Raw genomic sequence first — 23384 nt, 5'->3', positions numbered from 1 at the left:
AGGTGTTGCACAGGTTATGAAAAAATTATTGATGCTGTTATTTTAGCTGGCAAAAAATGGAGGTGCTTTCATAATGAAATCTATTGGTATTGGAGAAGGAGTTGAAGACGGCTTTGCTAAAGTAACTGGCAGGAAAAAATATACTGAGGATATTGTTGTTCCAGGTATGCTTTATGGGCAAATTTTATTTAGCCCAATTGCCCATGGCATTATTAAAAGCATTGATATCAGTGAAGCAGAAGACCTCCCAGGGGTTCATGGTGTCGCGCGTAACTTATAAAGATAGCCCTGATGTATTTTACAATAGAATTATGCGGTTTGTAGATGATGATTTACCAGCAACAGAAAAAGTCTTTGATAACCGAGAGTTCGCTTTGTTAGTGATCGAGTAGCAGCAGTAGCAGCAGTAGCAGCTGAGACTAGGGAAATTGCCAAAAAAGCGCTAGCTTTAATAAAGGTAAAGTATGAGGCGTTACCAGCAGTCTTTGATGTAGAAGAAGCTGCTTCAGAAAAAGCTTACCCTATTTATGATGGGAGTAATATAATTGAGGAACTTCATCAATTATGTGGTGATACTGCAAAAGGTTTTGAAGAAGCCGACTTTGTTTTAGAACATAGAGTTGAGACACCGATTTTGCATCATGGTGCTATTGAGCCTTATCTGACTGTAGCGAATTGGACTAATGACTAATTGGTTGCTAGAGGTCCACAACAAGGAGTCTATTCGGCTCAAATTATGTTGAGTAAAATATTTAATTTGCCTTTTAATAAAATCAGAGTAATCAACACGTTTATTGGTGGTACATTTAGTGGCAAAGAAGGTATGACTTTGGAGCCTATTGCTGCTTTATTATCAAAAAAAACTAGGAGACCTGTACAAATACGTTTAGATAGGGAGGCTTCTATTGTTTCAACGACTACAAGACATGGCTAAGTTCTTTATTCCAAATTAGGTGTGAAAAAGGATGGTACTTTAACTGCTTTTTCTACAGATGTTTATTTAAATAGTGGTCCCTACTGTGGCTGTACTTTGAATATTTTAGGTGCCATGTGTGGTAAATTATTTAAACTCTATAAAATGCCCAATATTGAGTTTAATGGCTATCCAACCTATAAGAACTTACCTGTAGCTGGTGCAATGAGAGGTTTTGGCTCTCCTCAATTATTTGCCTCTTTGGAGCTACTAGTAGATAAAGCAGCAAAAGTTACAGGCGTTGATTCTTGTGAGCTTCGGGCAAAAAATATAGTTGATCCATATGATATAGATCCTATATCTAATTTAAGTTTAGGAAATGCAGCCATTAATAAGTGTTTAATAAAGGGTGCTGAAGCAATTGATTGGAATAGATTGAAGAAAAGACCTAAAGAAGATAGTGAATATTATTATGGACATGGAGTAGCAGTATCCTTACATGGCAATGGTATTGCGCCATTTGCACCTGATTTAAGCGTTATGACATTAGCATTAAATGAAGATGGTATTGCTATTTATTCCACAAGACTATGTGATCATGGTGGTGGAACTAATACACTTCTCAAAAAAATAGTTTCGGAAATTGTAGACATTGATAGAGATTTAATTAAGCTAATTACAACAGATACCTATTGCACCCCTTATGATTTTATTGCAGGAGCAAGTAGAAATACTTGGGTTGGTGGTAATTGTGCTATTAAATTATGTGAGCATATAAAAAATGAACTTTTAGAAACTGCTAGTATGTTGTTAGAGGTTCCGCAAAATACTATTATCATGGAAAATGGCTTTTTGTAACGGCTGACGGCAGTAAAAAAGCTTCTCGAAAGGAAGTTATTTACTATGGTTGTTTTAAAATGAAAAAGAAATTTTCAATTACAGAAAGATACAGTTCAGAGTCCAATGCTGGTTCATATGGAGCTTATTTTGTAGCACTTAAGAGTCACAAACAAACAGGTGATTAACATTAACAGACTATGTAGCAGCTTGTGATGTAGGAACTGCAATCAATCCTACTCTGCTAGAAGGGCAGATTCACGGAGGTATTTAAATGGGTCTTGGAATGGATTTGGCAGAAGAATTTATTTTTAATGATAAAGGAAAGGTTGTTAATGCTAATTTTAAGAAATATAAGATATCTAGAGCAAAGGATATGCCTGAAAATATGAAGGTGCTTTTTATTGAAGAAGGAGAGCCATAGGGGCCTTTTGGGGCTAAAAGTATTGGTGAGGCTGCTGTTAATCCTGTTGCTCCAGCAATTGTTAATGGTATTAACAATTGCCTTGGAAGTGAATTTGTAAAGTTTCCTGTTACAGCTGAAATGATTAAAGAGAAACTTGCAGAATTGTAAATTAGCTGTAAAAATGAAGCTAATATTAAGGAATGCTACCTCTTTTTTAGAAAGACTTTTTAATGAGAACTAGAAGGTCTTTCTGTTTCTCTAAAATAAAAGGAGGTAAAAAGAGGATGGTCAAAAGGCGGTGTTATTCTAACACTGATACTTTTTATAATGGGTGGGATTTTTGGTTTTTTCAAGTTATTAGGAGCTGATTATGGAGAAGTACAACCTATATGGACAAAGCTATCAGATGAGCTTACATATTTAAAAGATAGTAAAGGTCGTTTGCACTTATTTCCAATAAGGATGGGTAATGAAGGTTGGGCATATTGCGTCAACCCTGGTGCTTTAGGTCCTGAATCAGGGAGCTATAATGCTCGTGTAGAAGCTTTAGAAAAAGCTTTTGCCAATGAAGGACACTAGAAAGACCTTGAGGACTATGGTCATGGAAGGCTTTAGATTGGTGGAAGAAAAAGGTTGTAGAAGTGATTTTCAAAAATGGTATGTAGTTCAGATGGCAATTAGAGCCTACATCAAAAATGGATGCCAAACTATAGGAAGCTGTAGAAAAAGTGTGGGGAATCATAGCGATGCAGCAGTATACTATGGCTATCATCATATTTTAGATTATGTTTCTCAAACAGATAATTTAATTAGCTTTACAAAACCTAATATTCAATTAAGCGTTGATGATGAGGATACCTTAAAAAGCAATATCACGGGTTTGGGATGTTGTCTTTTTGGAAACGACCTATGGTAAACAGAATACTGTAACATCAACTAGCCCTATGGTTGAGGCCTCAAATAAGATTGGTGTTACTTATGAACCAGCCTATTCAGAGCTTAAGTTATTAAAACAAGATGAAGATACAGGAGAAGTTTTAGAAGGGGCACGTTTTCAGTTTTGGTACAAAAATCCTAAAGAACATGGTTGTGAAAATAATTCATTAGGTGTTTTTAGCACCGATGCTAAAGGTGAAATTATTGTAGCAGAATTATTGCCTGAAAAAGATCCAATAATTTATTACAAGGAGCTTGAAGCACCAGCAGGATATGAATTATCCAGTGACTCATCTGTAGAAGAAGTAAATATTGAAGATTATAATCAGGTGTATGAGATAGTTTATAATAATAAGAAAAAAGTTCCTAAGTTTGTTAAAAAAGATTTAGCTGAAAGCCAACTTTTAGCAGGGGCTGAATTTAAAATTTATAATGAAGATAACACTTAGCAGGGGCTGAATTTAAAATTTATAATGAAGATAACACTATTGCATCTGTATTTAAGAATGGAGGATTAATTGAGGAAGCGGCAGCCACTATTATCAGCAATGGAAAAGGCCAGCTTGCTTTACCATCTGGGTTGAAGTTTGGCAATTACCAGTTAATCGAAACAAAAGCACCGAAAGGCTATTTACCCAATGAGGAACCTTATGCTTTAAATTGGAATTGTAATATGGATTTTGAAAAAGACCATATTGAAAAAGACCATATTATTACTAATAGAAAAATAGAGCTGGGAACATTTGTCCAAAAGACAGGGGACAAAATTATTGAGACTAATGGTCCTTTTTCTTATGAGTTTAATACAATCAGAAATGCTAGCAATGTACCTTTAGGTTCTTTTACTTGGCAAGAAAAATTGCCTCATGAATATATTTCAGTAGAAAAAATGAAAACAGGAACATATTTTGAGCCTGAAGGTTATGAGTTGTTTCTCTTATCACAGGACGAAGGAAAGATACAGATTAAAAATTCTTTAGATGATAAGGATGACCAATTATCAATAGGCAATAATGGATTTGAATATGATCAGCATTTTACTGATTTAAATATTGGTAACTTAACAGAAGATATCCAGGATTGTTTAGATGGAGATATTGACTATGGGTTTGATGGCAGTTCCTATAGCAATATAGAAGCTATTGAATATGCTTTGCTAGAGACATCTAGGGTAACTAATTTTACAACAGGTGTATATAATAATGCTGGACTGTATGATTTAGTAGTTGAAACAAATAAAAGAAAGAATATTAAGGTGGCAGAAAATCTTGATTCCTCCATTTCTCATATTTTTAGCTCAGCCGTTCTGTCTTTAGCGGAAGACGAATTCATTAAAAAATATAGAGTTATCTTTAAAATACCAGCCTCCCCTGGCTCTTTTACCAGTGGTTATTTATAATACAATGAAAAAAATCGCCAGCCAAAGACCTATAATTTATATCTGGAAACTGATGAAAAGCCTTTATTTTTATGGAAACAAGGGTTATCATCAGAACAGAACTATGATATTTAATTTTTAGAATTAGGATTAGGAAAAGAAGAAACTATTAAGGCTATAAAGGTGCGTTTTGATGATACGGTTTTACCTGGTTTTAAAAATATTGAAAAACCTTTAATAGAGGGAAGGGTTAAGAATTTAGAGTTTTTAGCTAATAAATATTTTAAGGGAGAACTATAAAGCGTTATTTTTCCCAATCTAGTCTTTGTTTCTGGGGAATATAATGGGGAAATAGTGAGCAATGGTGATGAGTGGGATTCTTATTCATTTGCAGGGCAACTTAAAAAAGAAAAATTACCTTCAACAGGTAATGGGCAATTTATGTTATTAGGTTTAATTTCAGTTTGGCTATGTCTAATATTAATTGCTTTGATATTAAAAAAATACTAATTTATTTTGAAGTAAGGGAATAAAAGAGTATTCATCTTAAAGTGGTATCCCTTACATCGGGGATACCACTTTTATTCTATAGCAAAAACCGTTGGAATTATGATATAATATGAGTACTATATTTATAGAAAAATATGAGGAGTGACGTGTATATGAAAAATGTAAAATACTTACAATGTATTGAGTGTGGCAAAACCTTTAAGCCTGAGCCTGGTCGTTATATTTGCGACGTTTGTGGCCCAAAATTAGGCATTCTCGATGTAATATACGATTATGAGTATATTAAATCAAAAGCTTCTAAGGAGACTTTTGCTAATAATGCAGACTATTCAATATGGCGCTATGAGCCATTTTTACCAATTGAGGAAAATGGACCAAAACCTAAATTAAGAGTGGGTTGGTCTCCTTTATATAAACCTGAAAAGTTAGCAAAAGAGGTTGGCTTAAATAACCTATATGTTAAGGATGATGGAATTAATCCAACAGGTTCTATGAAAGACAGGGCATCTTGCGTAGCTGTTGCTAAAGCAATGGAAGAAAATGCTGATGTAATCTGTTGCTCATCAACAGGAAATGCTGCTTCTTCTTGTGCAGGTAATGCTGCAAGTGTTGGTATTAAAACAGTTATTTTTGTACCAGGTAGAGCGCCATTAGGAAAAGTATCTCAACTTAAAATCTTCGGTGCTAATGTAATGAGCGTTCAGGGATCCTATGAAGAAACCTTTAAATTATCAGCAGATGCAATTGAGCAAAATGGCTGGTACAATAGAAATGCTGCAATTAATCCTTACTTAGTAGAAGGTAAGAAAACAATTAGTTTAGAAATATGTGAGCAAATGAACTGGGAAGTTCCAGATTGGATTGTTTTCTCTGTTGGAGATGGATGTTCAATTGCAGGTGCTTACAAAGGTTTCTTAGATTTATATAATGCTGGTTTTATTAGTAAGATGCCTAAAGTAGCTGGCATTCAAGCTGAAGGGTGTGCCCCTCTTGCTCATGCTTGGCAAGAAAAAAGAGAGTGGCATCAAGAAGCAGAAAATACAATTGCAGATAGTATTGCAGTTGGTGTTCCAAGAAATGCTATTAAAGCCTTACGTGCAGTAAGTGAATCTGATGGCGTATGGGAAACTGTTACAGACGATGAAATTTTAGATGCAATGCGTTTTATGGGTAAAAATGCTGGTGTGTTTGGAGAACCTGCAGGTTGTGCTGGAATGGCTGGATTAAGAAAATTAGTAGCCAATGGTGTTATTAAAAAAGATGAAACAGTTGCCTGCGCTGTAACAGGGAATGGTTTAAAAGATACTGCTAATGCTATTAAGGCAGCTGGTGAACCAATGAAAGTTGAACCAACTGCTGAAGGATTGAAAAAAGCATTAAAAGAAATCGGCTACTAGGAGGTATAACATGGGAATCTTACTAAAAGGCGGTACCATAATAACTGAAGATAAAACTTTCGTGGGTGATTTAAGAATTGAAGGCGAGACAATTGAGGCAATTGGCGCTTCAATTACTCCTGTTTCTGGTGACGAAGTTATTGACGTAGCTGGCCAATATGTATTGCCTGGAATTATTGATGCTCATGTTCACTATAAAATGCCAATTGGTAAAGTTTACACAATAGATAATTTTGATACGGGTTCAAGAGCTGCATTGTGCGGTGGTGTAACAACTGTTATTGATTACGCAGAACCAGTAGAAGGTTGTGATATGTTAGGTTCCTTAGACCATCGAGTGAAGGAAGCGTCAGGGCATAACTTTGTAGATTATTCTATGCACATGACTTTATCGGGTGATACTCCGTATTCTTTAGATGATATTGAGAAATTTAAAGAATATGGCGTTAATAGTATTAAACTGTATACAACTTATGATTTTATTTTAGATTATAAATCTATTGAGGCTATTTTAATTAAAGCAGCTGAATTAGATATGGTTGTGACAATTCATTCAGAAGATAATGCTATTATTCAAGAAAAAATAGAGGAACTTAAAGCAGAAGGGAAAACAGCAATTTCTTACCATGCTGTTAGTAGACCATCTGTTTCTGAAACAAAAGCAGTAGAAGACCTTGTTGATATTTGTGAAAAAAATAATGTAGGCGTTCACATTGTTCATGTGTCTTCTGGCTACACAGCTGAACTAATTGAAGTTGCTAAAAAAAGAGGGGTCAAGATAACAGCGGAAACCTGCCCTCACTATTTAATGTTAAATAGTGAGGTGTATGAGGGTGAAGACGCACCATTATTTGTAATGCAACCTCCTTTAAGAACAGAAGCAGAACGTCAACTATTATGGGAGAAACTAATTAGTGGAACTTTTGACTTTATTACAACAGACCACTGTGCCTATGATCATCATCAAAAGTTTTTTAGTCATACTTTTTATGAAACTAATGGTGGTATTCCAGGAACAGAGACTTTATTGCCAGTTATGTGGAGTGAAGGTGTTTCTAAAGGGAAAATTACCCCAGAACATTTGATGAAGATGCTTTCTGAAAACCCAGCGAAAACATATGGTCTCTACCCTAAAAAAGGAACTTTAAAAGTAGGGTCTGATGGCGATATTGTGGTTATTGATCCCCTAAGAGAGGTTACTATTTCTAAAGACTTAATCCACACTGCAGCAGATTATTCAACCTTTGAAGGTTTGTCTTTAAAAGGCTATCCAGTATTGACAATCTTGAGAGGTAAAATCGCCTTTAATAAAGGAAAATTCTGCTTAGGTGATCCAGAAGGGCAATTTGTAAAAATACTTTAAGATAAAAAGAATTGAATTGAAATCTGTGAAAACATATTGCAAAATTCTGAAAACTGTGTATAATGAAATTAGAGAATGTGATAATAGTATCCTAGATCCAGGCACCGGGAACTGGAATCAAATTGTTTAGGATTAAAAGCATGTAGCCGGCTTTGTTTTTAAAATCGGATATATGCTTTTTTATAAGTAAATTTTAATTGGAGGAGAAGGAGTACATGAGTAAAACAGTAGTAGTTGCACTAGGCGGGAATGCTATTTTAAAGCCAAAGCAAAAAGGAACTATTGAAGAGCAAATGGCAAACGTTCTTGACGCTAGCCGAAACATTGTGAAATTAGTAAAGGCAGGTTACAAAGTGGTTGTAGCCCATGGCAATGGTCCTCAAGTAGGTAACATTCTATTGCAGAATGCTGCAGCTAGAGATCAGGTGCCAGCAATGCCACTTTATGTTTGTGGAGCAGAAAGCCAAGGTCAAATTGGTTTTATGATTCAGCAAAATATTAAAAATGAATTAGCTAGACAAGGGGTAGAGAAAGAAGTAGCTACAGTATTAACACAAGTTATTGTAGATAAAAATGACCCTGCATTTAAAAATCCAACAAAACCAGTTGGGGCCTTCTATACTGAAGAAGAAGCTAAAGCTGGAATTGCTAACGGTGAAAACTGGGTAGAAGATTCTGGTCGTGGATGGAGAAAAGTTGTTGCTTCTCCTAAGCCAACAGAAGTTGTTGAATTAGATGAAGTAAAAGATTTAATTAAAGCAGGCCGTATTGTTATCACAATTGGTGGTGGTGGTATTCCTGTTACTGAAGACAAGGGGATTTTAACTGGCGTTGAAGCAGTAATTGACAAAGACTTAGCTAGTAGCTTACTTGCTAAAGAGCTGGGTGCTGACTACTTAGTTATTGCTACTGATGTTTCACACGTTGCAATTAACTTTGGTAAACCAAATCAAGAAAATTTGAAAACAATTGACATGAAAACTGCACAAAAATATTTAGACGAAGGTCAATTTGGTGCAGGCAGCATGGGACCTAAAGTAGAGGCTATTATGTCTTTCGTAGACCATGGTGGAGAAGGTATCATTACATCTTTAGATTTCCTAACAGATTCAGTAACTGGAGATGCAGGAACTAAGATTGTAAAATAAAGTACAGAAAAGGTTAAAGAGGCGAACAGGGTGAATAACAGTATTAAAAGGCGCTTTTGTTATGACAGAAGAAGGACTAAAAAAAGATTATGGCCGTGCGTATTGAAGGGAACACCATTGTTGAGGTTAGGTTTAACAGTGAGTTGAATATTTCAGGCGCAGACAAAGTAATCGATGCAACAGACAAAATGATTGCCCCAGGTTTCATTAATGGACAAAATCACATGTATGGTGTTTTATCACACGGTATTACAACTGAGGCAATTGTAACAGAATTTTCTAGTTTCTTAGATGATTTCTGGTGGCCATATGTTGAGGATCGTGTTGACCATGAATTAGTGGAAAAAACAGCTAGACGGCTTGTATAGAAGCTATTGATATCCAGGTGTAACAACATTTGTTGACATTTTAGAAGGCCCTAATTCTATTCCAGGAGCCCTAAATATTGAGAAAAACATTGGAAGAAGCTGGCGTTAGAGGATACTTAACTTTCGAAGCCTGTCAAAGACAAAGCGAAGAAAATGCTCAATTAGGTTTAAAAGAGGACTATGATTTTTGTAAGGATAATAATAAAGACAATAGTTTAGTTCAAGGACTTATGTCTATTCATACTCTATTTACTGGAGATGAAGGATTTGTAATGCAATCGAAGAAGATGGCTGATGAAATTTGGTGCAGATATTCACATGCATATGTCTGAAAGCGTATTTGAACCTAACTGGCGTATTGATAAGTATGGTAAAAGAACAGTAGAAGTTTATGAAGACTTTGGTTTCTTAGACGAAAACGTTTGATGTTGAAAAAGTGATTTTGAAAAAGCTAAATCAGAAATGCCAGCATACAAAGAAGAAATTGAACACGCTAAATAAGAAGGCGTTGAATTTATTACATTAGCTGCCCCCAAGTGCTGTTGAAGGTAAAGGCAAAGTTGAAAAAACTTGTTTATACGCCAATGGAATTAGGTGAAGCTGATGCTGATGGCAGAAGAAAACCTGTAGCAAGTGAAGCAGCTAGATGTCTACATTGTGGATGTACAAACCGTCAACGTTGTGTTGAGGTTTGCTCCTATGATGCTAGAACACTTGACTTCCCAGTAATGAAAGTTGATAGAGATTTATGTAGAAACTTGTTGGCGCATGCTTAACTGTGTGTCCTACAGGAGCTATAACAGATGAAGTTGTAGAGAAATTTACAAAAACTGATAATGAGCAAAACTACTTAGGCCTGTTTAGCTAATATTAATTAGAATTAAAGTACTCCTTTAGATTGGGGCCTTTTAAGACATTGTCTTAGAGGCCCCTTCTTCTTTTATTCTTACTTTAATGACTTATTAGCATGGATATGGATAAAAATTCTTCATAAAATAGATTTAGACTACCCTAAAGGCTGAAAAATCACCTTTTAAAGCCATAGTACAGTCTCGTTTGTATTTGATAAACGAGATAATTATTAATTAAAAAAATAATATGTCTACTTTATTTAGAAGGAATAAAAAAATTTAAAAAATATAATCTTTTTTCCCAAAAACTCTTTACATTCAATCTTTTTTGTTATATAATTTCTTATGCGTTCGAAAATGCGGGTGTAGTTCAATGGTAGAATCCCAGCCTTCCAAGCTGGTTGTGTGGGTTCGATCCCCATCACCCGCTCCATTTTTTTTGTTAGGCCTGTGCCAGTAGCTCAGTTGGATAGAGCAACGGACTTCTAATCCGTAGGTCGGGGGTTCGAATCCCTCCTGGCACGCCAAGAAAAAGCCCTTAACCATAATGGTTTAAGGGCTTTTTTGATGTTTGTTAACTAGCAACTGTTTTGAAAGTATACCCAATAGTATACCCAATTATTTTACAAGTGTTAGTTTCTTAAGAATGCTTTCATCTTTCAATTCATTTTCATCAATTCTGAATGTATCATGAACATATGTTTTAAGTGTAAAATCAATACTGTGATGACCCATTCTGTTTTTAACAACCTCAAGATTAACATTGTTTCGAACAAGGTGGTTAGTAGCATAGGTGTGACGAAGTGAATAGAGGGTATATTTTAGTTTTGCTTTTTACAACTTTTTCTAAATACTTTAGTTAAGTTTTCTGTTGTTTCATATCCTCTAAATTTATTGAATATAACATATGTATCCTTTGGATAATCTTTAAGATATTGTTTTAGAAACGAAAGAAGGGGAAGTGAAAGAGGAAAAGGGCGGTTTGCATTAACTGATTTTACTTCATCCCAATAATATCCCCTATCTTTTGAGTAACTTAAAGCACGTTTTACAATACCGTAGCCTTTTAAAAAATTAATATCTTGCCTTTTGTAATCCAACAACTTCTTGAGGTCTGAGTCCTTTTTTGGATATATACTAAAAAAGTAGACAGGAAAAAGTGAAACATGTTTTAAATAAGTAGACACATAAGAAAGGATAAAATTATGAATAATTACAAGAAATACGATGAAGAATTTAAAAAAAGTATTGTTAATTTACACCAAAACGGTAAAACTCAATCCCAACTTTCTAAAGAATATGGTGTCTCCATGTCTGCTTTACACAAGTGGATTAAACTTTATTCTCAGGTTAGAATTGATGATGATACTATTCTAACCGCTAAGCAGATTAAGGATCTTCAAAAGCGTAATGCTCGACTCTAGGAGGAAAATATCATTTTAAAAAAAGCAATTGCCATATTCACGCCTCACTCAGACAAAGATTAATGGCTGTTCATACCCTTCGTTTTCAGCACGCTATCTCTTTTCTTTGTCATGTCCTTAAAGTGAACCGCAGCTCCTATTACAAATACTTTTCGGAAAAACTTTCTCCTAGAACTATTGAGAATTAAAAACTCCGTCAGCTTATTCTCGGAGATTTGTCATCTTACTAAGAGACGTATTGGCCCATCTAAGATTAAGGCTCTTCTTTCCTATGACTATGGCATCAACATCAGTATTGGTAGAGCGAGCCGCCTGATGACTGACATGAATCTTCCTAAAATGCCTACTATCAAACTTCGGTTTATTCATCCGAGGTCTATTCCCAATTTTGATTGCCCTAACTACCTAAATCAAAATTTTAATGTTCCTCAGCCCAATCAAGTCTGGGCTAGTGACATTACCTATATTAATTTAAATGCCTCTTTTGCTTATCTCTGTGTTATTATGGATTTATTTTCTCGTAAAATTATTGCTTGGAAGCTCTCTCTTAAAATTGATACTTCTCTTGTTAAGGATACTTTTATCAAAGCCTTTTATTCTCAAAAACCTTCTACTTCTCTTATTTTTCATTCTGACAGAGGTTCCTAATATACTTCTTTTATCTTTAGAAAGCTCCTTGATTCTTTTGGTATCATTCAATCTTTTTCTAAGCTTTCTCATCCTTGGGACAATGCTGTCGTTGAGTCCTTTTTAAATATATGAAAAAAGAAGAAATTCTTCGTAGGTCTTTTTCTTCCTTTGCTCAAATTAAGCTTTCCTGCTTTGAACACATTGAGGGCTTCTACAACCCCCTATACGTCCCCACTCTGCTAATAACATTCTTTCTCCTAATTCCAAAGAAGACTATTTTTTCACTTCTATTAAAACTTAATTTCACTTTTTCTATCTACTCTATTGACATTCTTCCAAGCCTTGGAAGATGAAAGACAAGGAAAAACAATTACTATCGTATCTCATAGAATGTTTTCTGTTTCTATAGCAGATAGAGTCTATGACATTAGTGAGGGGCATCTTTGCTAGTATTGTCCAGAAATAAGGAGTGAAATCAATGAAAGTTATATATGTTGCAGTAGGTTTTGTAAGTTTTGTTTTAGGTGCTATTGGCATATTTATTCCCATACTGCCTACAGTACCTTTTCTATTAGTAACTAGCTTTTGCTTTGTAAAAGGTTCAAATCGAATAAATAACTGGTTTTTATCGACAACAGTGTATAAAAAAGTATTTAGAAAGCTTTGCTAAAGATATATCTATGCTTTTAAAGACAAAAGTATTTATTTTGTCATTTGCTTCAATAATGTTATTAATTGCCTTTTTTATGATGAATAATATTTATGGGAGAATTACAATTGCCTTATTAATTGCTTTCAAGTACTATTATTTTATTTTTAAAATCAAAACTATAGAAGAAAAAGATTAATAAAGATTTCGTTGTAAAGAGAACTGTTTTCAAGATAATGAAGACAGTTTTCTTTTATAATAATTAAAAGAAAAATAACAAATGTCAAAACTTGATTAAGCAGTAAAGATGTGTCAATATTATATATAGACTATGGTCATATTGTAGTCTAGAGAAAAATATAAGAGGTGATAGAAAAAATGCCAAAATTAATATTAGCAATGAAAACGTATACTAAAAAGCAGTTTTTAAAAGATATTACGGCTTGGACTATTGTAGCAATTATTGCATTACCGTTATCTATTGCGTTAGCAATTGCTTCTGGTGTCAGTTCAGAAAGAGGTATTTATACTGCTATTGTAGCAGGCTTTTTCATTGCAATGTTAGGAGAGGAAGTAGAGTTCAAATTTCAGGTCCTACTGCTGCTTTTGCAACTATTGTTGCAGGTATTGTTGCTACAAAAGGTATTGAAGGCTTAGTTATTGCAACAATAATTGCAGGTTTCGTTTTAATCATTATGGGACTTTTTAAATTTGGTGCTTTGGTCAAATTTATTCCTTATACAATTATTACAGGTTTTACTAGTGGCATAGCAGTTACTATTTTCATCGGACAGATAAAAGATTTTTTAGGTCTTACATTTAAAACCATGCCCATTGAAACCTTTGGGAAATTAGAGCAAGTTTTTTATCAATGGGTACAATAAACTGGCTAGCAGTTATGGCAGGTGTAATTGCTTTAATCATTCTAATTGGTTGGCCTAAAATAAATGCTAAAATTCCTTCTTCTTTAGTTGCTATTCTAGTAACAATTGCTTTAGTAAAAATATTTAATCTTGAAGTAAATACTATTGGAAGCTTATTTACTATATCTAATGCTCTCCCTCAGTTTGCTATTCCAGTTTTTAATTTAGATTTAATTAAAAGCATTTTACCAGATGCTTTTATTATTGCATTTTTAGTAGCTGTTGAATCATTGCTTTCCTGTGTAGTTTCAGATGGTATGATTAAGGACAAACATAATTCTAATACTGAATTGGTAGCTCAAGGCATTGGCAATATTGCTTCAGGATTATTTGGAGGAATACCGGCAACAGGAGCGATTGCAAGAACAGCAGCCAATGTGAAAAATGGCGGTAGAACGCCAGTTTCTGGTATGGTTCATTCTATAGTGTTAATATTAATACTTGTAGTACTTATGCCATATGCATCATTAATTCCAATGCCAACAATTGCAGCCATTTTATTTGTTGTTGCATACAATATGTGTGGTTGGAGGGAATTTATAGAGTTGTTAAAGAAAGCGCTTAAAAGCGATATAATTGTTTTATTAATTACATTTATTTTAACAATAGTCTTTGATTTAGTTGTTGCGATTCAAGTAGGAATTATTATTGCAGCCTTTCTATTTTTAAAGAGAATGTCTGAAGTAGCCAATATTAGAGAATGGGATATTCCAGAAGACGATACTGATGAGGACTTACATCCAGTGCCTCAAGGAACCTTAGTTTTTGAAATTGAGGGTACTATGTTTTTTGCAGCTGTAGACCATTTTTAAGAGTTTCAATTGACAAAGATAGTAAGGTTGTAATTCTAAGAATGCAGAGAGTGCCAGCTATAGATATTTCGGCCTTGCTTAAGTTAGAGGATTTTAGAAAATATTGTGTAAAACATCATATTGTACTGATTCTTTCGCATGTAATGGAACAGCCCTTTAAAGCTATGGAAAAAGCAGGATTTGTTGATGATTTAGGTATTAACAATTTCAGTGATAGTATTGAAGAGGCTTTAAAAAGAGCGGAAGAAATATATAAAAGTTATAATAAAAGAAAACATTGTAACTAATATGCCAATAAATCTAGCAAAATTATAAAATGATTCATAAGATATTCTGATGTAATAAAGATTTATGAAAACAGAAAATTGAGAAAATGATTTTATTTGAAAAGCCTTAGACTTAAATGTTGAATACAACATTTTAATGCAATACAAAATAAAAATAAGGATTACGCTTTCTCGATTAGAATATAAGTTTCAATATAACATTAAACCAACCAAAGAAATAAGTATTCCTTAGGATAAAAAAGTTAGGTGCTTACCACATGATTTAAGTAAATAAATCATGTGGCCAAATCTTTTATAAAGGGTAAACCTATTTATTTTTCAATTTGCCAATACAAACTATTTAGGGCAAGATAAGCCATGATAAATTTTGAGAATTTCAGATATTTTGTTTAGAAAAAATTCACTATATGGATTTAATGACCTCTATGCTTTTCTATGCGTTTTTGTTGTTTTAATTTAAAAGAGCGTTTTTGTTCCTCTTTTTTGTTGGCGAGATTTCTTTTTGCAGGCTATTAGCATTTCAGATTGTTGTTTTTGTAGAGCTTGCTGTGCTTTTGTGCTGATATTCTTTTTAGATATTTGTTTTTTGATTATTCGTTGCATCCGTTTTGGATTTATTCTTATTTTTGTTTTACCATATGATTTAATTTGGGGACTGAATGATTTAATTTGGGGACTGAAAGATAGAGTATTCCAATGTGTAAGAAAATAATCATATATTTCATAATTTTTTGGTTCTGTGCCAAATGTAATTGCACACTTCTGGCATATCATCGTAAATATGCTCATATACAGCAATCCAGAACGGATTTTCAAAATATACTGTTAGTTTACTTTTTTGCATAATAAAAGCCTCCTTGTTAATTCGCAAAGAAGGGACAACCAAGGAAGGCAGGTTACTAACAGTTTAATGACTGTGTCTGGACTACCAGCCAGACTGTGTTTTCATCATTGCATGTAATTGATTTTTTAATTATTTTACCAAATAAACAATTTGCTTTCAAGGCTCATATTCAAAGTTTTTTAAGTACAACTGCAAATCAGAAGATTGTATGTACAATAAGACAGATTCAATATTAATGTAGAATGTTATAAAATAATTCAGGCTTAAATCATCCATAAAAATCTTATGGGGTGTTTTAAATAAGAATACTTCTCTTGGCAAGTGATTCAGATGAAAAAAGGTGTCTATTGCCCCTCCCTCAAAAGTACTTAAATGTTCAAATCTGCTTATTTTTGTGTTGGTTCATTTTTTATTTTAAAATCTAGGTATCGTTATTTTAATAGGTAAATGATATAATATATCTAATGCCTAATGCCCATTTTTAGTGAATGAGAATACGTATTATGAAAGGTGATTAGATGAAAATTAGTAGTGTAGGCGGTGTTATAGCCGCAGCAAGTAACTCAGCAGCCTATCCGTTGCTTCAATTGGGAACAATGACAAGCATAAGAAGGATTGTAGTCAGTTTAAAGCAGGCTGGTGTTTTTCCTATTGTTGTTGTAACTGGAGCTAATGAAGGAGAAGTGCGTTATCAGCTTTCTGCAAATGGAATAGTTTTTTTATTAAGTGAAGAAACTGAAGCACCAGAATTAATTGAGTCTGCTAGACTTGGTCTTTCATTTTTAGAAAATAAATGTGAAAAGGTTATTTTTGCACCTGTCAATATTCCATTGTTTTCTCCAAATACTCTTGATAGCTTAATTCAATCAAAAAAAAGAATTGCAACGCCTTCTTATCAAGGTAAAGGAGGACATCCTGTTTGTTTAGAAACAAGTATTATTTCTAAAATACTAGCTTATAAAGGGGTAGGTGGTTTGAGGCAAGCGATAGCATCTATGGAAGAGGAACGAGAATGGGTTAATGTAGAAGATCCCGGTATTTTGTTAACAATTCATAATAGAAAAGAATTAGAGGAATATACAGAAGTACATAATAAGGAAATTATTAGACCAATTGTGCAGTTAAATATGGAACATGATAGCATTCTTTTTAATACGAGAACAAAATTATTATTAGTTTTAATCGCTCATACACATTCTGTTCGAGGGGCTTGTAATCTAATGTCTATATCTTATAGTAATGGATGGGATATGCTGAATAGGATTGAACATGAGTTATGCTATTTACTAGTTGATCGAAAGCATGGTGGCAGTAAGGGTGGGAGAACCGACTTAACTAAAGAAGGGTATGATTTTTTAAAAGCATACCAAAAAATGGAAGAAAATGTTTCGAAATTTACTAAAGAGCAGTTTGAAGAACTATTGCTCAAACCAGGTATTGTATAATCAAAAGCAAGTTCCTTTTATAAAGTATTTGCAATCTGAAGATTTATTTTCTATAATGTAGAAAAACGAAGATAAAATTACTTGATTTTATCTTTGCAAAGTTATTGTTTGTATTATGGAAAAAGTCTTTTTTGTTAAGGGGAAAAAGCCTAAGTAATATAGATATGGTATGTGAAGCAAGATTAGAAATGGAGGTTAATAGAAAATGGATATTAGTAAATCAGTAAAAAAGAGAGACCATGAATTAAAGATTGCTGGTGAGGCAATTTATGTGGCTGATTATCCAACAGAGGGCATGTTATTTGGAAAAGTCTTACGTTCAATTCATCCCAGAGCAAGAGTATTAAATGTGGCATTACCTCAATTGCCAGAGGATTATTTATATATAGATCGAAATGATGTACCTGGTATAAATGAAGTCCATATTGTGCAGGATGATACACCCGTTTTTGCCAATGAAACAGTGGAGTACATTGGAGAACCCATTGGAATGATTATTGGACCAGATGAGGAGCGTGTGGATGCTTTATTAAAAGATATTGTAGTGAGTTATGAAGTGTTACCTTCTGTTTTAACTATAGAAGATTCTGATACAGTCTTTTTTAACTATAAGCATAGTAAAGGAGATGTAGATAAAGCTTTTAAAGAAGCTGATAAAATATATGAAGAGGTATTTGAAACAGGTTATCAAGAACATGCATATCTTGAAACTCAGGGAATGATTGCTGAACCTCAAAAAGATAGAATAATTATTCATGGTTCTATGCAATGTCCGTTTTATGTACATAACGCAGTTAAGAAAGTTTTAGGGATTGATGATAATCAAATTGAAGTGCAATTTGATACTACTGGCGGGGCTTTTGGTGGAAAGGAAGGGTATCCTTCAATTTTAGCATGTCAAGTTGCTGTGGCTGCTAATAAAGCGAAAAAACCTGTTTGCTTAATATTTAACAGAGAAGAAGATATGTCTTTTAGTAGTAAAAAACACCCTGGCAAATATACATATAAAGTAGCAGTCAAAAACAAGCAAGTAACTGCTATGGATATTAACTTAAAATTTAATAGTGGAGCTTATACTACTCTTTCACCAGTAGTATTACAAAGGGGCACTATATGTGCTAATGGCGTTTATAATATTCCTAATTTAAGGGCTGAAGGTAAGGCAATTAAAACTAATACAGTTCCTAATGGAGCATTTAGAGGTTTTGGTGCTCCTCAGGTTTTCTTTGCTTCTGAAATGATGATGAATCATATTGCAAAAGATTTAGGGATTGATCCTTTAGAGTTTAAAATGAAGCATATTTATAAATTAGGCGATGAAACTTCTACTCAAGGTAAGCATCATTTCCCAGTTCCATTAAATAGCATGGTAAAACAAGTTATTGAAAAAAGTCAATATAAAAGAAAGTATGATGAATATCAACATTTGAAGGGAAGGTTTAGAAAAGGAATCGGAATTTCAATGTTTTATCATGGTTGTGGTTTTACTGGTAATGGTGAAAGGGATTTAATAAAATCTATTGTTAAACTGCACAAATTTAGCAGTGGAAAAGTTGAGATACTTGTTGTAAATACAGATATGGGACAAGGTTTGAAAACAACTTTATCAAAAATTGTTGGAAAAGAATTGAATATTCCTGTTGATGAAATTATAATTAGAAATCCAAATACTACCAGAGTTCCTGATTCTGGTCCGACTGTTGCTAGTCGCTCTTTAATGATTGTAGGCGAATTACTACGCAAAGCTTCTATTCGTTTGAAAGACGAATGGGTTGATGGTAAAGAGCAATTAATTGAAGAACATTATAAGCATCCTGAGTTTTTAGTTCCATTTAGTCTCGAAAATTTTGTTGGTGATGCATATCCAGCTTATTCATGGGCAGTTAATGTTGTTGAAATTGAAGTGGACACTGTTACTGGTGTAAATAAGATTATTAATTCATATGGTGTTTATGATGTTGGGACACCAATTGATACAAATATTGTTATTGGACAAATGGAAGGTGGTCTTGCCCAAACTTTAGGGCACTCTTCTATGGAATTGATGCCTTATGATTTAAGTGGGAAAATAAGAAATAATACATATAGTGATTATATTATTCCAACTGCCATGGATATTCCAAATATGGAGTGCTCATTACATGTGGAAAAATATACTAATGGTCCATATGGCGCTAAAGGTGCAGGAGAGTTACCTGCAGTTGGAGGAACAGCTGCTTATTCTGCTGCGCTTGAACAAGCTTTAGGTAATATTTCAATTAACCATATTCCATTTAGTGCTGAAGATGCAATGAAAGTATTGCGAAAGGAGGCTAAATAATGAGTGAAATTAAATTTATATTAAATGATAAAGAAGTTGTATGGGAAGGCAACAAAGCAGCTCGTCTATTAGATGTTTTACGTGAAGAATTAGGTGATACAAGTGTGAAATGCGGTTGCAAAGAAGGTGAATGTGGTGCCTGTTCTGTGATTATTGATGGCAAATTAGCCAATTCTTGTATGGTTGCTATGGGGCGTATTGAAGGTAGTGAAATCATTACGGTTAAAGGCTATAAAAAGACCAAGCGTTTTAAAGTACTAAGCGATGCTTATGGAGAGGCCAGTGCTGTTCAATGTGGGTTCTGTATTCCTGGCATGATTTTAGCTTCTGAGTGTATTTTGAGAGAAAATCCGCATCCTACTGAAGCAGAAATTAGAGTAGGCATCTCAGGTAATCTTTGTCGTTGCACAGGTTATAATGCAATTGTAAAGGCTATAGATATTGCTGCAAAGGAAGGTGAGGGATTATGGTAAGCTATTTGCCAACAAATATTAAGGATGCTTTAGAGCTTAGGAGCCAGAAATCAGTAGTGCCTTATGGTGGTGGCACTGATTTAATGATTGAGGCAGAAAAAAATATTAGTTATCTTTTTCTCCATAAAGTTCCTGAAATGAAAAAAATTAAAGAAGCAGATGATTTTATTCATATTGGTGCATCTTGTACATTTACTGAAGTTGCTAAAAATCCTCTTTGTCCTCCTATTTTAAAGGATGCTATTGAACAAATAGCAGCGCCTGCTATACGAAACATGGGGACTATAGGTGGCAATATTGGCAATGGTTCACCAAAGGCTGATACAGCCTTAGTATTTTTTGCTACAGATGCAAAACTGCGTTTAATGAGTAAAGATAATGAGCGTATTATTCCTATAAAATCATTTTATAAAGGCAAGAAGCAGTTAGATTTAAAGTCTGATGAGTTAATTGTTGAAGTGCTTTTTCCAAAAGCTGCTCTTGGTAATTATTATTACCAAAAAGTAGGTGCCAGAAAAGCATTGGCTATTTCAAGAATATCTTTTGCTGGTTTATTAAAAATGGAGAATGATATTATTGTTAATTGTGCTACTGCTTTTGGGGCTGTCAGTGATGTTGTTATTCGCAGAGAGGATATTGATGCTTTGTTTATTGGAAAAACTATTAATGAAGCTAAGACTCTAAAAGAAGCTTATTTAAAAGCATATGATGAGGCTATTGTGCCTATTCGTGGACGTGTTTCAGAAGCATATAGAAAAGACGTCTGTATGAATTTACTCAAAGACTTTTTGAATATCAATGGTATTTAGATAATTTTTTAATTAATTAGTTGTCGCTGGAATTCAATCCTTTATTACACTCGAAAAGTCCTTAACCTAAATAACTCTGGTTAAGGACTTTTCAAATTGAGATATTACATCTGCCTTCTTCATTTGCGCGGACACTGTTAGGGATTACTCAGATAGACATCAATTTGACACTAGTAATTGATGCACTGTTATTAACAGTTAATATATTATTTACTCAAATCCTAAAATAGAAGAAGGGTGATATTCCAACTATTTCAGTTAGGTGGATAATAAATATTTTCATTTACATGTGATTTGCACCACCATTTGTATTCGAAAATGTTTGAAGAAGGCAGATGTAATATCTCATATACTGAATTAAAGAGGAATACAAGTTATGTATTCCTCTTTAATTGTAGTTGCTTAAATATTGATAACCCAAGTTGCATTTATATCATTAATGAATGGATTAGCAAAATAATCAATTTTAATCTTGTTGCTCTCAGCTGGCAGTCCATAGGAGACTATAGCCGTACGGGTTGGGTTGGTTAGAGCCTGTTGGAATTGTCTGAGCAACTTTAATTATATCAGAAGGATAGGTAGAACAAATAGTATTGTTGCTATCGTAGACTTTAAAGCCTAAGGAGCTGACTAGTAAATCAGTCGTATTATTAATATTTTCATAGGTGTATTCAATATCAATTACTTCACTAACGGTGCTGTCAGCATATGGAGTGCGGTAGTTGTTTTTACTGATATTCGTAATAGTAATTGTATAGAGAACATCTCCTTTTTTATTTTTAATTTCTACATGATCCCCAATGCCGTACTCGGTTTTCTGATTGTTCTTATCTCTTGGTTCTGTAGCTTTTTGGGTTATTGCAGAATCTGGCAGCTGATTTGTTGTTTGAATAGTATCTGCTGGCTTAAAAATAGTAGAGCTAATGGCTAGAGCAATTATTGATAGTATTAATCCTGCAATTGTCATTCCTCCTTGTTTTTTAAAGGGCAACTATGCCAATAATTAAACCAGGAATAGCTAATATAATTCCATATCCCATACAAAAAGAAAGGATTATTCCTAGAATTCCTAAAACCATACTAACAATTGTGAGACCTTTGTTTGAGTTAGTGTTTTTCATTATCTTACCTCCAAATTTTTTTACAAGGAAGTAAGCTGGTGTTTTAATTAGACTATCTGAGTAGTAAAAAATCCTAATTACTTCTTTGTTAAAAGTAGTATAAGATTTAATTATCAACTTTTTATCAACTTTTTGTTTTTTTATTCTATTGAAAATGAAACGGTAACAAGGAACTCAGAATTTAAATTGTTAATATGAATATTACCGCAGTGCTTTTTGCATAGAATTTCACTAATGGCCAAACCTAATCCGAAGGAACCCTTACTGTTTTTCCCTTGCTTACTGTTTTTCCCTTGATAGAAGGATTTGAAAATTTCTTTAATATTTTCATGATTAAATCCTAAGCCATCATCTTTCACTTGAAAACAGAGACTTCGCTCTTTAGTGTAAACAAAAATATCAACTTTGCTTTTTGCATAAGTAAGGCCATTGGTTATAATATTCTCAAGAACTCTATTAATTATATTTGGATCAACATTGACTATTTGCTGATTTAGCTTTTTTCAATATAAATATACTTATTATGCTGATTTACCAAATTTTGTATATTTGTTGTAAATAGTTCTATAAAATCAGTTAATTGAATTTTTTCTCTGATTATTGGTGTATCTTCAAGTTTTTGAATAGTATTCATCATTTCAACATAACTTTCAACTCTATTAATATTTTTTGACATAATTGTCAACGTATTATTGATTTCTTCTTTATCCAGATAATCGTGTTTGAGATAGGTATCGAGATAATCTAAGTAACCTTTTATGACTGTAATTGGTGTTCTTAAGTCATGAGAAAAAGCGCTATTAACTTCTTTTTGTTCTTCAGTCATTCTCCACATTTGTATATTGTTTTGATATAGGGCATTTCGCATTTTCTCAATAGAATTACAGAGTAACCTCATTTCATCTTCAATAGGATAACTGATTTTAAAATCAAGATTATTCTCAGCATTTTTTTGAACTATTAACAAGTAGATTTATAGGCTTTTTTAAACGTCTTTGAAAGAATATAAAGCTGGCTATTACAGAGAAGAATAATGAAAATATTAATAAGAAAACAAAAGCTAAGTAGTACCTATCAAAAGGTAAGAATTGGCTTATGCTATCTAAAAATCCTAAACTTATTCCGAATAAAGTGATTGTCAATAGTAATGAAACTGTAACAGACCAGGCAAAAGCATTTTTCAGGGATTTTCTTACAGGATAATCTTTGGTGTTCTCATTATTTCTCGTAGTCCAGCCATTATTGAGATAGTAGGATTCCAATGATTGACGCATTTGTTCTACTGATTGGATTAATAAACCAAATTCATCATTAATCAGATAATCAACTTTAAAATTTAATTCTTCTGACTCGATTTTTTGAAATGCTTCAATTAAAAGCTTTAGAGGCACTTTAATTCTCCGGCTATAAAATAGATACCCCACTAGCGTTCCAATGCCTAAAAGATTTATTAAAAAAGCAATAAAATAAAGAAAGCTACTTAGCAGGCTAGGTGTAATAATTTTAGTATTAGCCACAGTGACTATACTACCTGTTACTA

25 protein-coding genes, 2 tRNA genes and 7 pseudogenes are annotated in these 23384 nt (G+C 33.4%); 26 read left to right on the top strand and 8 right to left on the bottom strand.

All coding sequences use genetic code 11. From position 1 onward, the window contains the following. The first annotated feature begins 73 nt into the window (after nucleotides 1-73). The 18 genes and pseudogenes from AZF37_RS06675 (at nucleotide 74) to AZF37_RS06600 (ending at nucleotide 10634) form a co-directional block, all read left to right on the top strand. Nucleotides 74-280, top strand: a complete 207-nt coding sequence (locus tag AZF37_RS06675) for a hypothetical protein (protein WP_088370114.1) — start codon at nucleotides 74-76, stop codon at nucleotides 278-280. Beyond that, nucleotides 258-392, top strand: a complete 135-nt coding sequence (locus AZF37_RS12385; RefSeq protein WP_281178844.1) for a hypothetical protein — start codon at nucleotides 258-260, stop codon at nucleotides 390-392. The genes AZF37_RS06675 and AZF37_RS12385 overlap by 23 nt, the downstream gene beginning before the upstream one ends. Before the next feature lie 35 nt (nucleotides 393-427). Beyond that, a pseudogene (locus tag AZF37_RS12805) lies at nucleotides 428-1234 on the top strand (xanthine dehydrogenase family protein molybdopterin-binding subunit); the annotation flags it as partial. 9 nt (nucleotides 1235-1243) lie between these two features. After that, nucleotides 1244-1771, top strand: a complete 528-nt coding sequence (locus tag AZF37_RS12800) for a molybdopterin cofactor-binding domain-containing protein (RefSeq protein WP_342668712.1) — start codon at nucleotides 1244-1246, stop codon at nucleotides 1769-1771. Between the two features lie 178 nt (nucleotides 1772-1949). Further along, nucleotides 1950-2174: pseudogene (locus AZF37_RS10580) on the top strand (molybdopterin cofactor-binding domain-containing protein); the annotation flags it as partial. A 309-nt stretch (nucleotides 2175-2483) separates the two neighbouring features. Further along, a complete protein-coding gene (locus AZF37_RS06655) occupies nucleotides 2484-2735 on the top strand; it encodes a hypothetical protein (RefSeq protein WP_088370111.1) in 252 nt (83 codons plus the stop codon). A gap of 37 nt (nucleotides 2736-2772) precedes the next feature. Next, nucleotides 2773-3072 (top strand): hypothetical protein, encoded by a 300-nt coding sequence (locus AZF37_RS06650; RefSeq protein WP_172793090.1) that lies wholly within the window; start codon nucleotides 2773-2775, stop codon nucleotides 3070-3072. Next, a complete protein-coding gene (locus tag AZF37_RS06645) occupies nucleotides 3053-3541 on the top strand; it encodes an MSCRAMM family protein (protein WP_088370109.1) in 489 nt (162 codons plus the stop codon). Before AZF37_RS06650 ends, AZF37_RS06645 begins: the two co-directional genes overlap by 20 nt. A 17-nt stretch (nucleotides 3542-3558) precedes the next feature. Beyond that, nucleotides 3559-4491, top strand: a complete 933-nt coding sequence (locus tag AZF37_RS06640; protein WP_172793127.1) for a SpaA isopeptide-forming pilin-related protein — start codon at nucleotides 3559-3561, stop codon at nucleotides 4489-4491. Between the two features lie 333 nt (nucleotides 4492-4824). Further along, nucleotides 4825-4980 (top strand): LPXTG cell wall anchor domain-containing protein, encoded by a 156-nt coding sequence (locus tag AZF37_RS10575; protein ID WP_162473960.1) that lies wholly within the window; start codon nucleotides 4825-4827, stop codon nucleotides 4978-4980. Nucleotides 4981-5132: 152 nt separating this feature from the next. After that, nucleotides 5133-6377 (top strand): threonine synthase, encoded by a 1245-nt coding sequence (locus AZF37_RS06635; RefSeq protein ID WP_088370107.1) that lies wholly within the window; start codon nucleotides 5133-5135, stop codon nucleotides 6375-6377. Between the two features lie 10 nt (nucleotides 6378-6387). Next, nucleotides 6388-7740, top strand: coding sequence for a dihydropyrimidinase (hydA, locus tag AZF37_RS06630; protein WP_088370106.1), 1353 nt, complete (start codon nucleotides 6388-6390; stop codon nucleotides 7738-7740). A gap of 215 nt (nucleotides 7741-7955) precedes the next feature. Beyond that, entirely contained in the window at nucleotides 7956-8888 is a 933-nt protein-coding gene (arcC, locus tag AZF37_RS06625; protein WP_088370105.1) for a carbamate kinase, read from the top strand. Nucleotides 8889-8977: 89 nt separating this feature from the next. Next, the gene (locus tag AZF37_RS06620) at nucleotides 8978-9256 is read left to right on the top strand and encodes an amidohydrolase family protein (protein WP_088370104.1); all 279 of its coding nucleotides are present in this window, start codon (nucleotides 8978-8980) and stop codon (nucleotides 9254-9256) included. Between the two features lie 77 nt (nucleotides 9257-9333). Further along, on the top strand, nucleotides 9334-9588 hold the full coding sequence (locus tag AZF37_RS06615; RefSeq protein WP_088370103.1) for a hypothetical protein: 255 nt from the start codon (nucleotides 9334-9336) through the stop codon (nucleotides 9586-9588). Between the two features lie 228 nt (nucleotides 9589-9816). After that, nucleotides 9817-10032, top strand: coding sequence for a hypothetical protein (locus tag AZF37_RS06610; protein ID WP_088370102.1), 216 nt, complete (start codon nucleotides 9817-9819; stop codon nucleotides 10030-10032). Nucleotides 10033-10466: 434 nt separating this feature from the next. Continuing rightward, nucleotides 10467-10540 (top strand) — tRNA-Gly (locus AZF37_RS06605). Nucleotides 10541-10557: 17 nt separating this feature from the next. Beyond that, a tRNA-Arg gene (locus tag AZF37_RS06600) sits at nucleotides 10558-10634 on the top strand. Between the two features lie 91 nt (nucleotides 10635-10725). Here the strand turns inward: AZF37_RS06600 and AZF37_RS12380 are convergent. Together AZF37_RS12380 and AZF37_RS06590 are read right to left on the bottom strand one after the other, a co-directional pair. Further along, nucleotides 10726-10911 (bottom strand): annotated as a pseudogene (locus tag AZF37_RS12380) (tyrosine-type recombinase/integrase); the annotation flags it as partial. A 17-nt stretch (nucleotides 10912-10928) separates the two neighbouring features. After that, nucleotides 10929-11294, bottom strand: a complete 366-nt coding sequence (locus AZF37_RS06590; protein ID WP_162473959.1) for a hypothetical protein — start codon at nucleotides 11292-11294, stop codon at nucleotides 10929-10931. An 18-nt stretch (nucleotides 11295-11312) separates the two neighbouring features. On the opposite strand from AZF37_RS06590, the pseudogene AZF37_RS06585 reads away from it, so the two are divergent. The 4 genes and pseudogenes from AZF37_RS06585 to AZF37_RS06575 all read left to right on the top strand — a co-directional run bounded on the left by AZF37_RS06585 (nucleotide 11313) and on the right by AZF37_RS06575 (nucleotide 14832). After that, nucleotides 11313-12462, top strand: a pseudogene (locus tag AZF37_RS06585) (IS3 family transposase). Between the two features lie 23 nt (nucleotides 12463-12485). Further along, nucleotides 12486-12611: a P-loop NTPase family protein gene (locus AZF37_RS12375; RefSeq protein ID WP_281178842.1), complete on the top strand. Its 126-nt coding sequence runs from the start codon at nucleotides 12486-12488 to the stop codon at nucleotides 12609-12611. Between the two features lie 28 nt (nucleotides 12612-12639). After that, nucleotides 12640-13009: pseudogene (locus AZF37_RS06580) on the top strand (YbaN family protein). A gap of 179 nt (nucleotides 13010-13188) precedes the next feature. Beyond that, nucleotides 13189-14832: pseudogene (locus AZF37_RS06575) on the top strand (SulP family inorganic anion transporter). Nucleotides 14833-15288: 456 nt separating this feature from the next. On the opposite strand, the pseudogene AZF37_RS06570 reads toward AZF37_RS06575, so the two are convergent. Next, nucleotides 15289-15601 (bottom strand): annotated as a pseudogene (locus AZF37_RS06570) (DUF2992 family protein). 593 nt (nucleotides 15602-16194) lie between these two features. Between AZF37_RS06570 and AZF37_RS06565 the strand changes: the two are divergent. The 4 genes from AZF37_RS06565 (at nucleotide 16195) to AZF37_RS06550 (ending at nucleotide 20723) form a co-directional block, all read left to right on the top strand. Further along, entirely contained in the window at nucleotides 16195-17121 is a 927-nt protein-coding gene (locus AZF37_RS06565) for an NTP transferase domain-containing protein (RefSeq protein WP_088370099.1), read from the top strand. Between the two features lie 205 nt (nucleotides 17122-17326). Further along, on the top strand, nucleotides 17327-19441 hold the full coding sequence (locus AZF37_RS06560; protein ID WP_088370098.1) for a xanthine dehydrogenase family protein molybdopterin-binding subunit: 2115 nt from the start codon (nucleotides 17327-17329) through the stop codon (nucleotides 19439-19441). Then, nucleotides 19441-19914, top strand: a complete 474-nt coding sequence (locus AZF37_RS06555) for a (2Fe-2S)-binding protein (protein WP_088370097.1) — start codon at nucleotides 19441-19443, stop codon at nucleotides 19912-19914. The genes AZF37_RS06560 and AZF37_RS06555 overlap by 1 nt, the downstream gene beginning before the upstream one ends. Further along, the gene (locus AZF37_RS06550) at nucleotides 19905-20723 is read left to right on the top strand and encodes an FAD binding domain-containing protein (protein ID WP_088370096.1); all 819 of its coding nucleotides are present in this window, start codon (nucleotides 19905-19907) and stop codon (nucleotides 20721-20723) included. The genes AZF37_RS06555 and AZF37_RS06550 overlap by 10 nt, the downstream gene beginning before the upstream one ends. Nucleotides 20724-21204: 481 nt before the next feature. Here AZF37_RS06550 and AZF37_RS06545 read toward each other — a convergent pair whose 3' ends face one another. The 5 genes from AZF37_RS06545 to AZF37_RS06530 form a co-directional block, all read right to left on the bottom strand. Further along, nucleotides 21205-21690: a hypothetical protein gene (locus AZF37_RS06545; RefSeq protein ID WP_088370095.1), complete on the bottom strand. Its 486-nt coding sequence runs from the start codon at nucleotides 21688-21690 to the stop codon at nucleotides 21205-21207. A 13-nt stretch (nucleotides 21691-21703) separates the two neighbouring features. Then, entirely contained in the window at nucleotides 21704-21844 is a 141-nt protein-coding gene (locus AZF37_RS10565; RefSeq protein WP_162473958.1) for a hypothetical protein, read from the bottom strand. Nucleotides 21845-21984: 140 nt separating this feature from the next. Then, nucleotides 21985-22305 (bottom strand): ATP-binding protein, encoded by a 321-nt coding sequence (locus AZF37_RS13380; RefSeq protein ID WP_425425467.1) that lies wholly within the window; start codon nucleotides 22303-22305, stop codon nucleotides 21985-21987. A gap of 32 nt (nucleotides 22306-22337) precedes the next feature. Then, nucleotides 22338-22811 (bottom strand): histidine kinase dimerization/phospho-acceptor domain-containing protein, encoded by a 474-nt coding sequence (locus AZF37_RS06535; RefSeq protein ID WP_088370093.1) that lies wholly within the window; start codon nucleotides 22809-22811, stop codon nucleotides 22338-22340. After that, complete coding sequence (locus AZF37_RS06530) at nucleotides 22786-23361, bottom strand: HAMP domain-containing protein (RefSeq protein ID WP_162473957.1); 576 nt, start codon at nucleotides 23359-23361, stop codon at nucleotides 22786-22788. The genes AZF37_RS06535 and AZF37_RS06530 overlap by 26 nt, the downstream gene beginning before the upstream one ends. Between the last annotated feature and the right edge of the window lie 23 nt (nucleotides 23362-23384).

The sequence above is a fragment of the endosymbiont 'TC1' of Trimyema compressum genome (assembly GCF_001584725.1).
Lineage (GTDB): Bacteria > Bacillota > TC1 > TC1 > TC1 > TC1.
The sequence above is the reverse complement of the archived record's forward strand: the minus strand, read 5'-3'. Positions and strand labels throughout refer to the sequence as shown.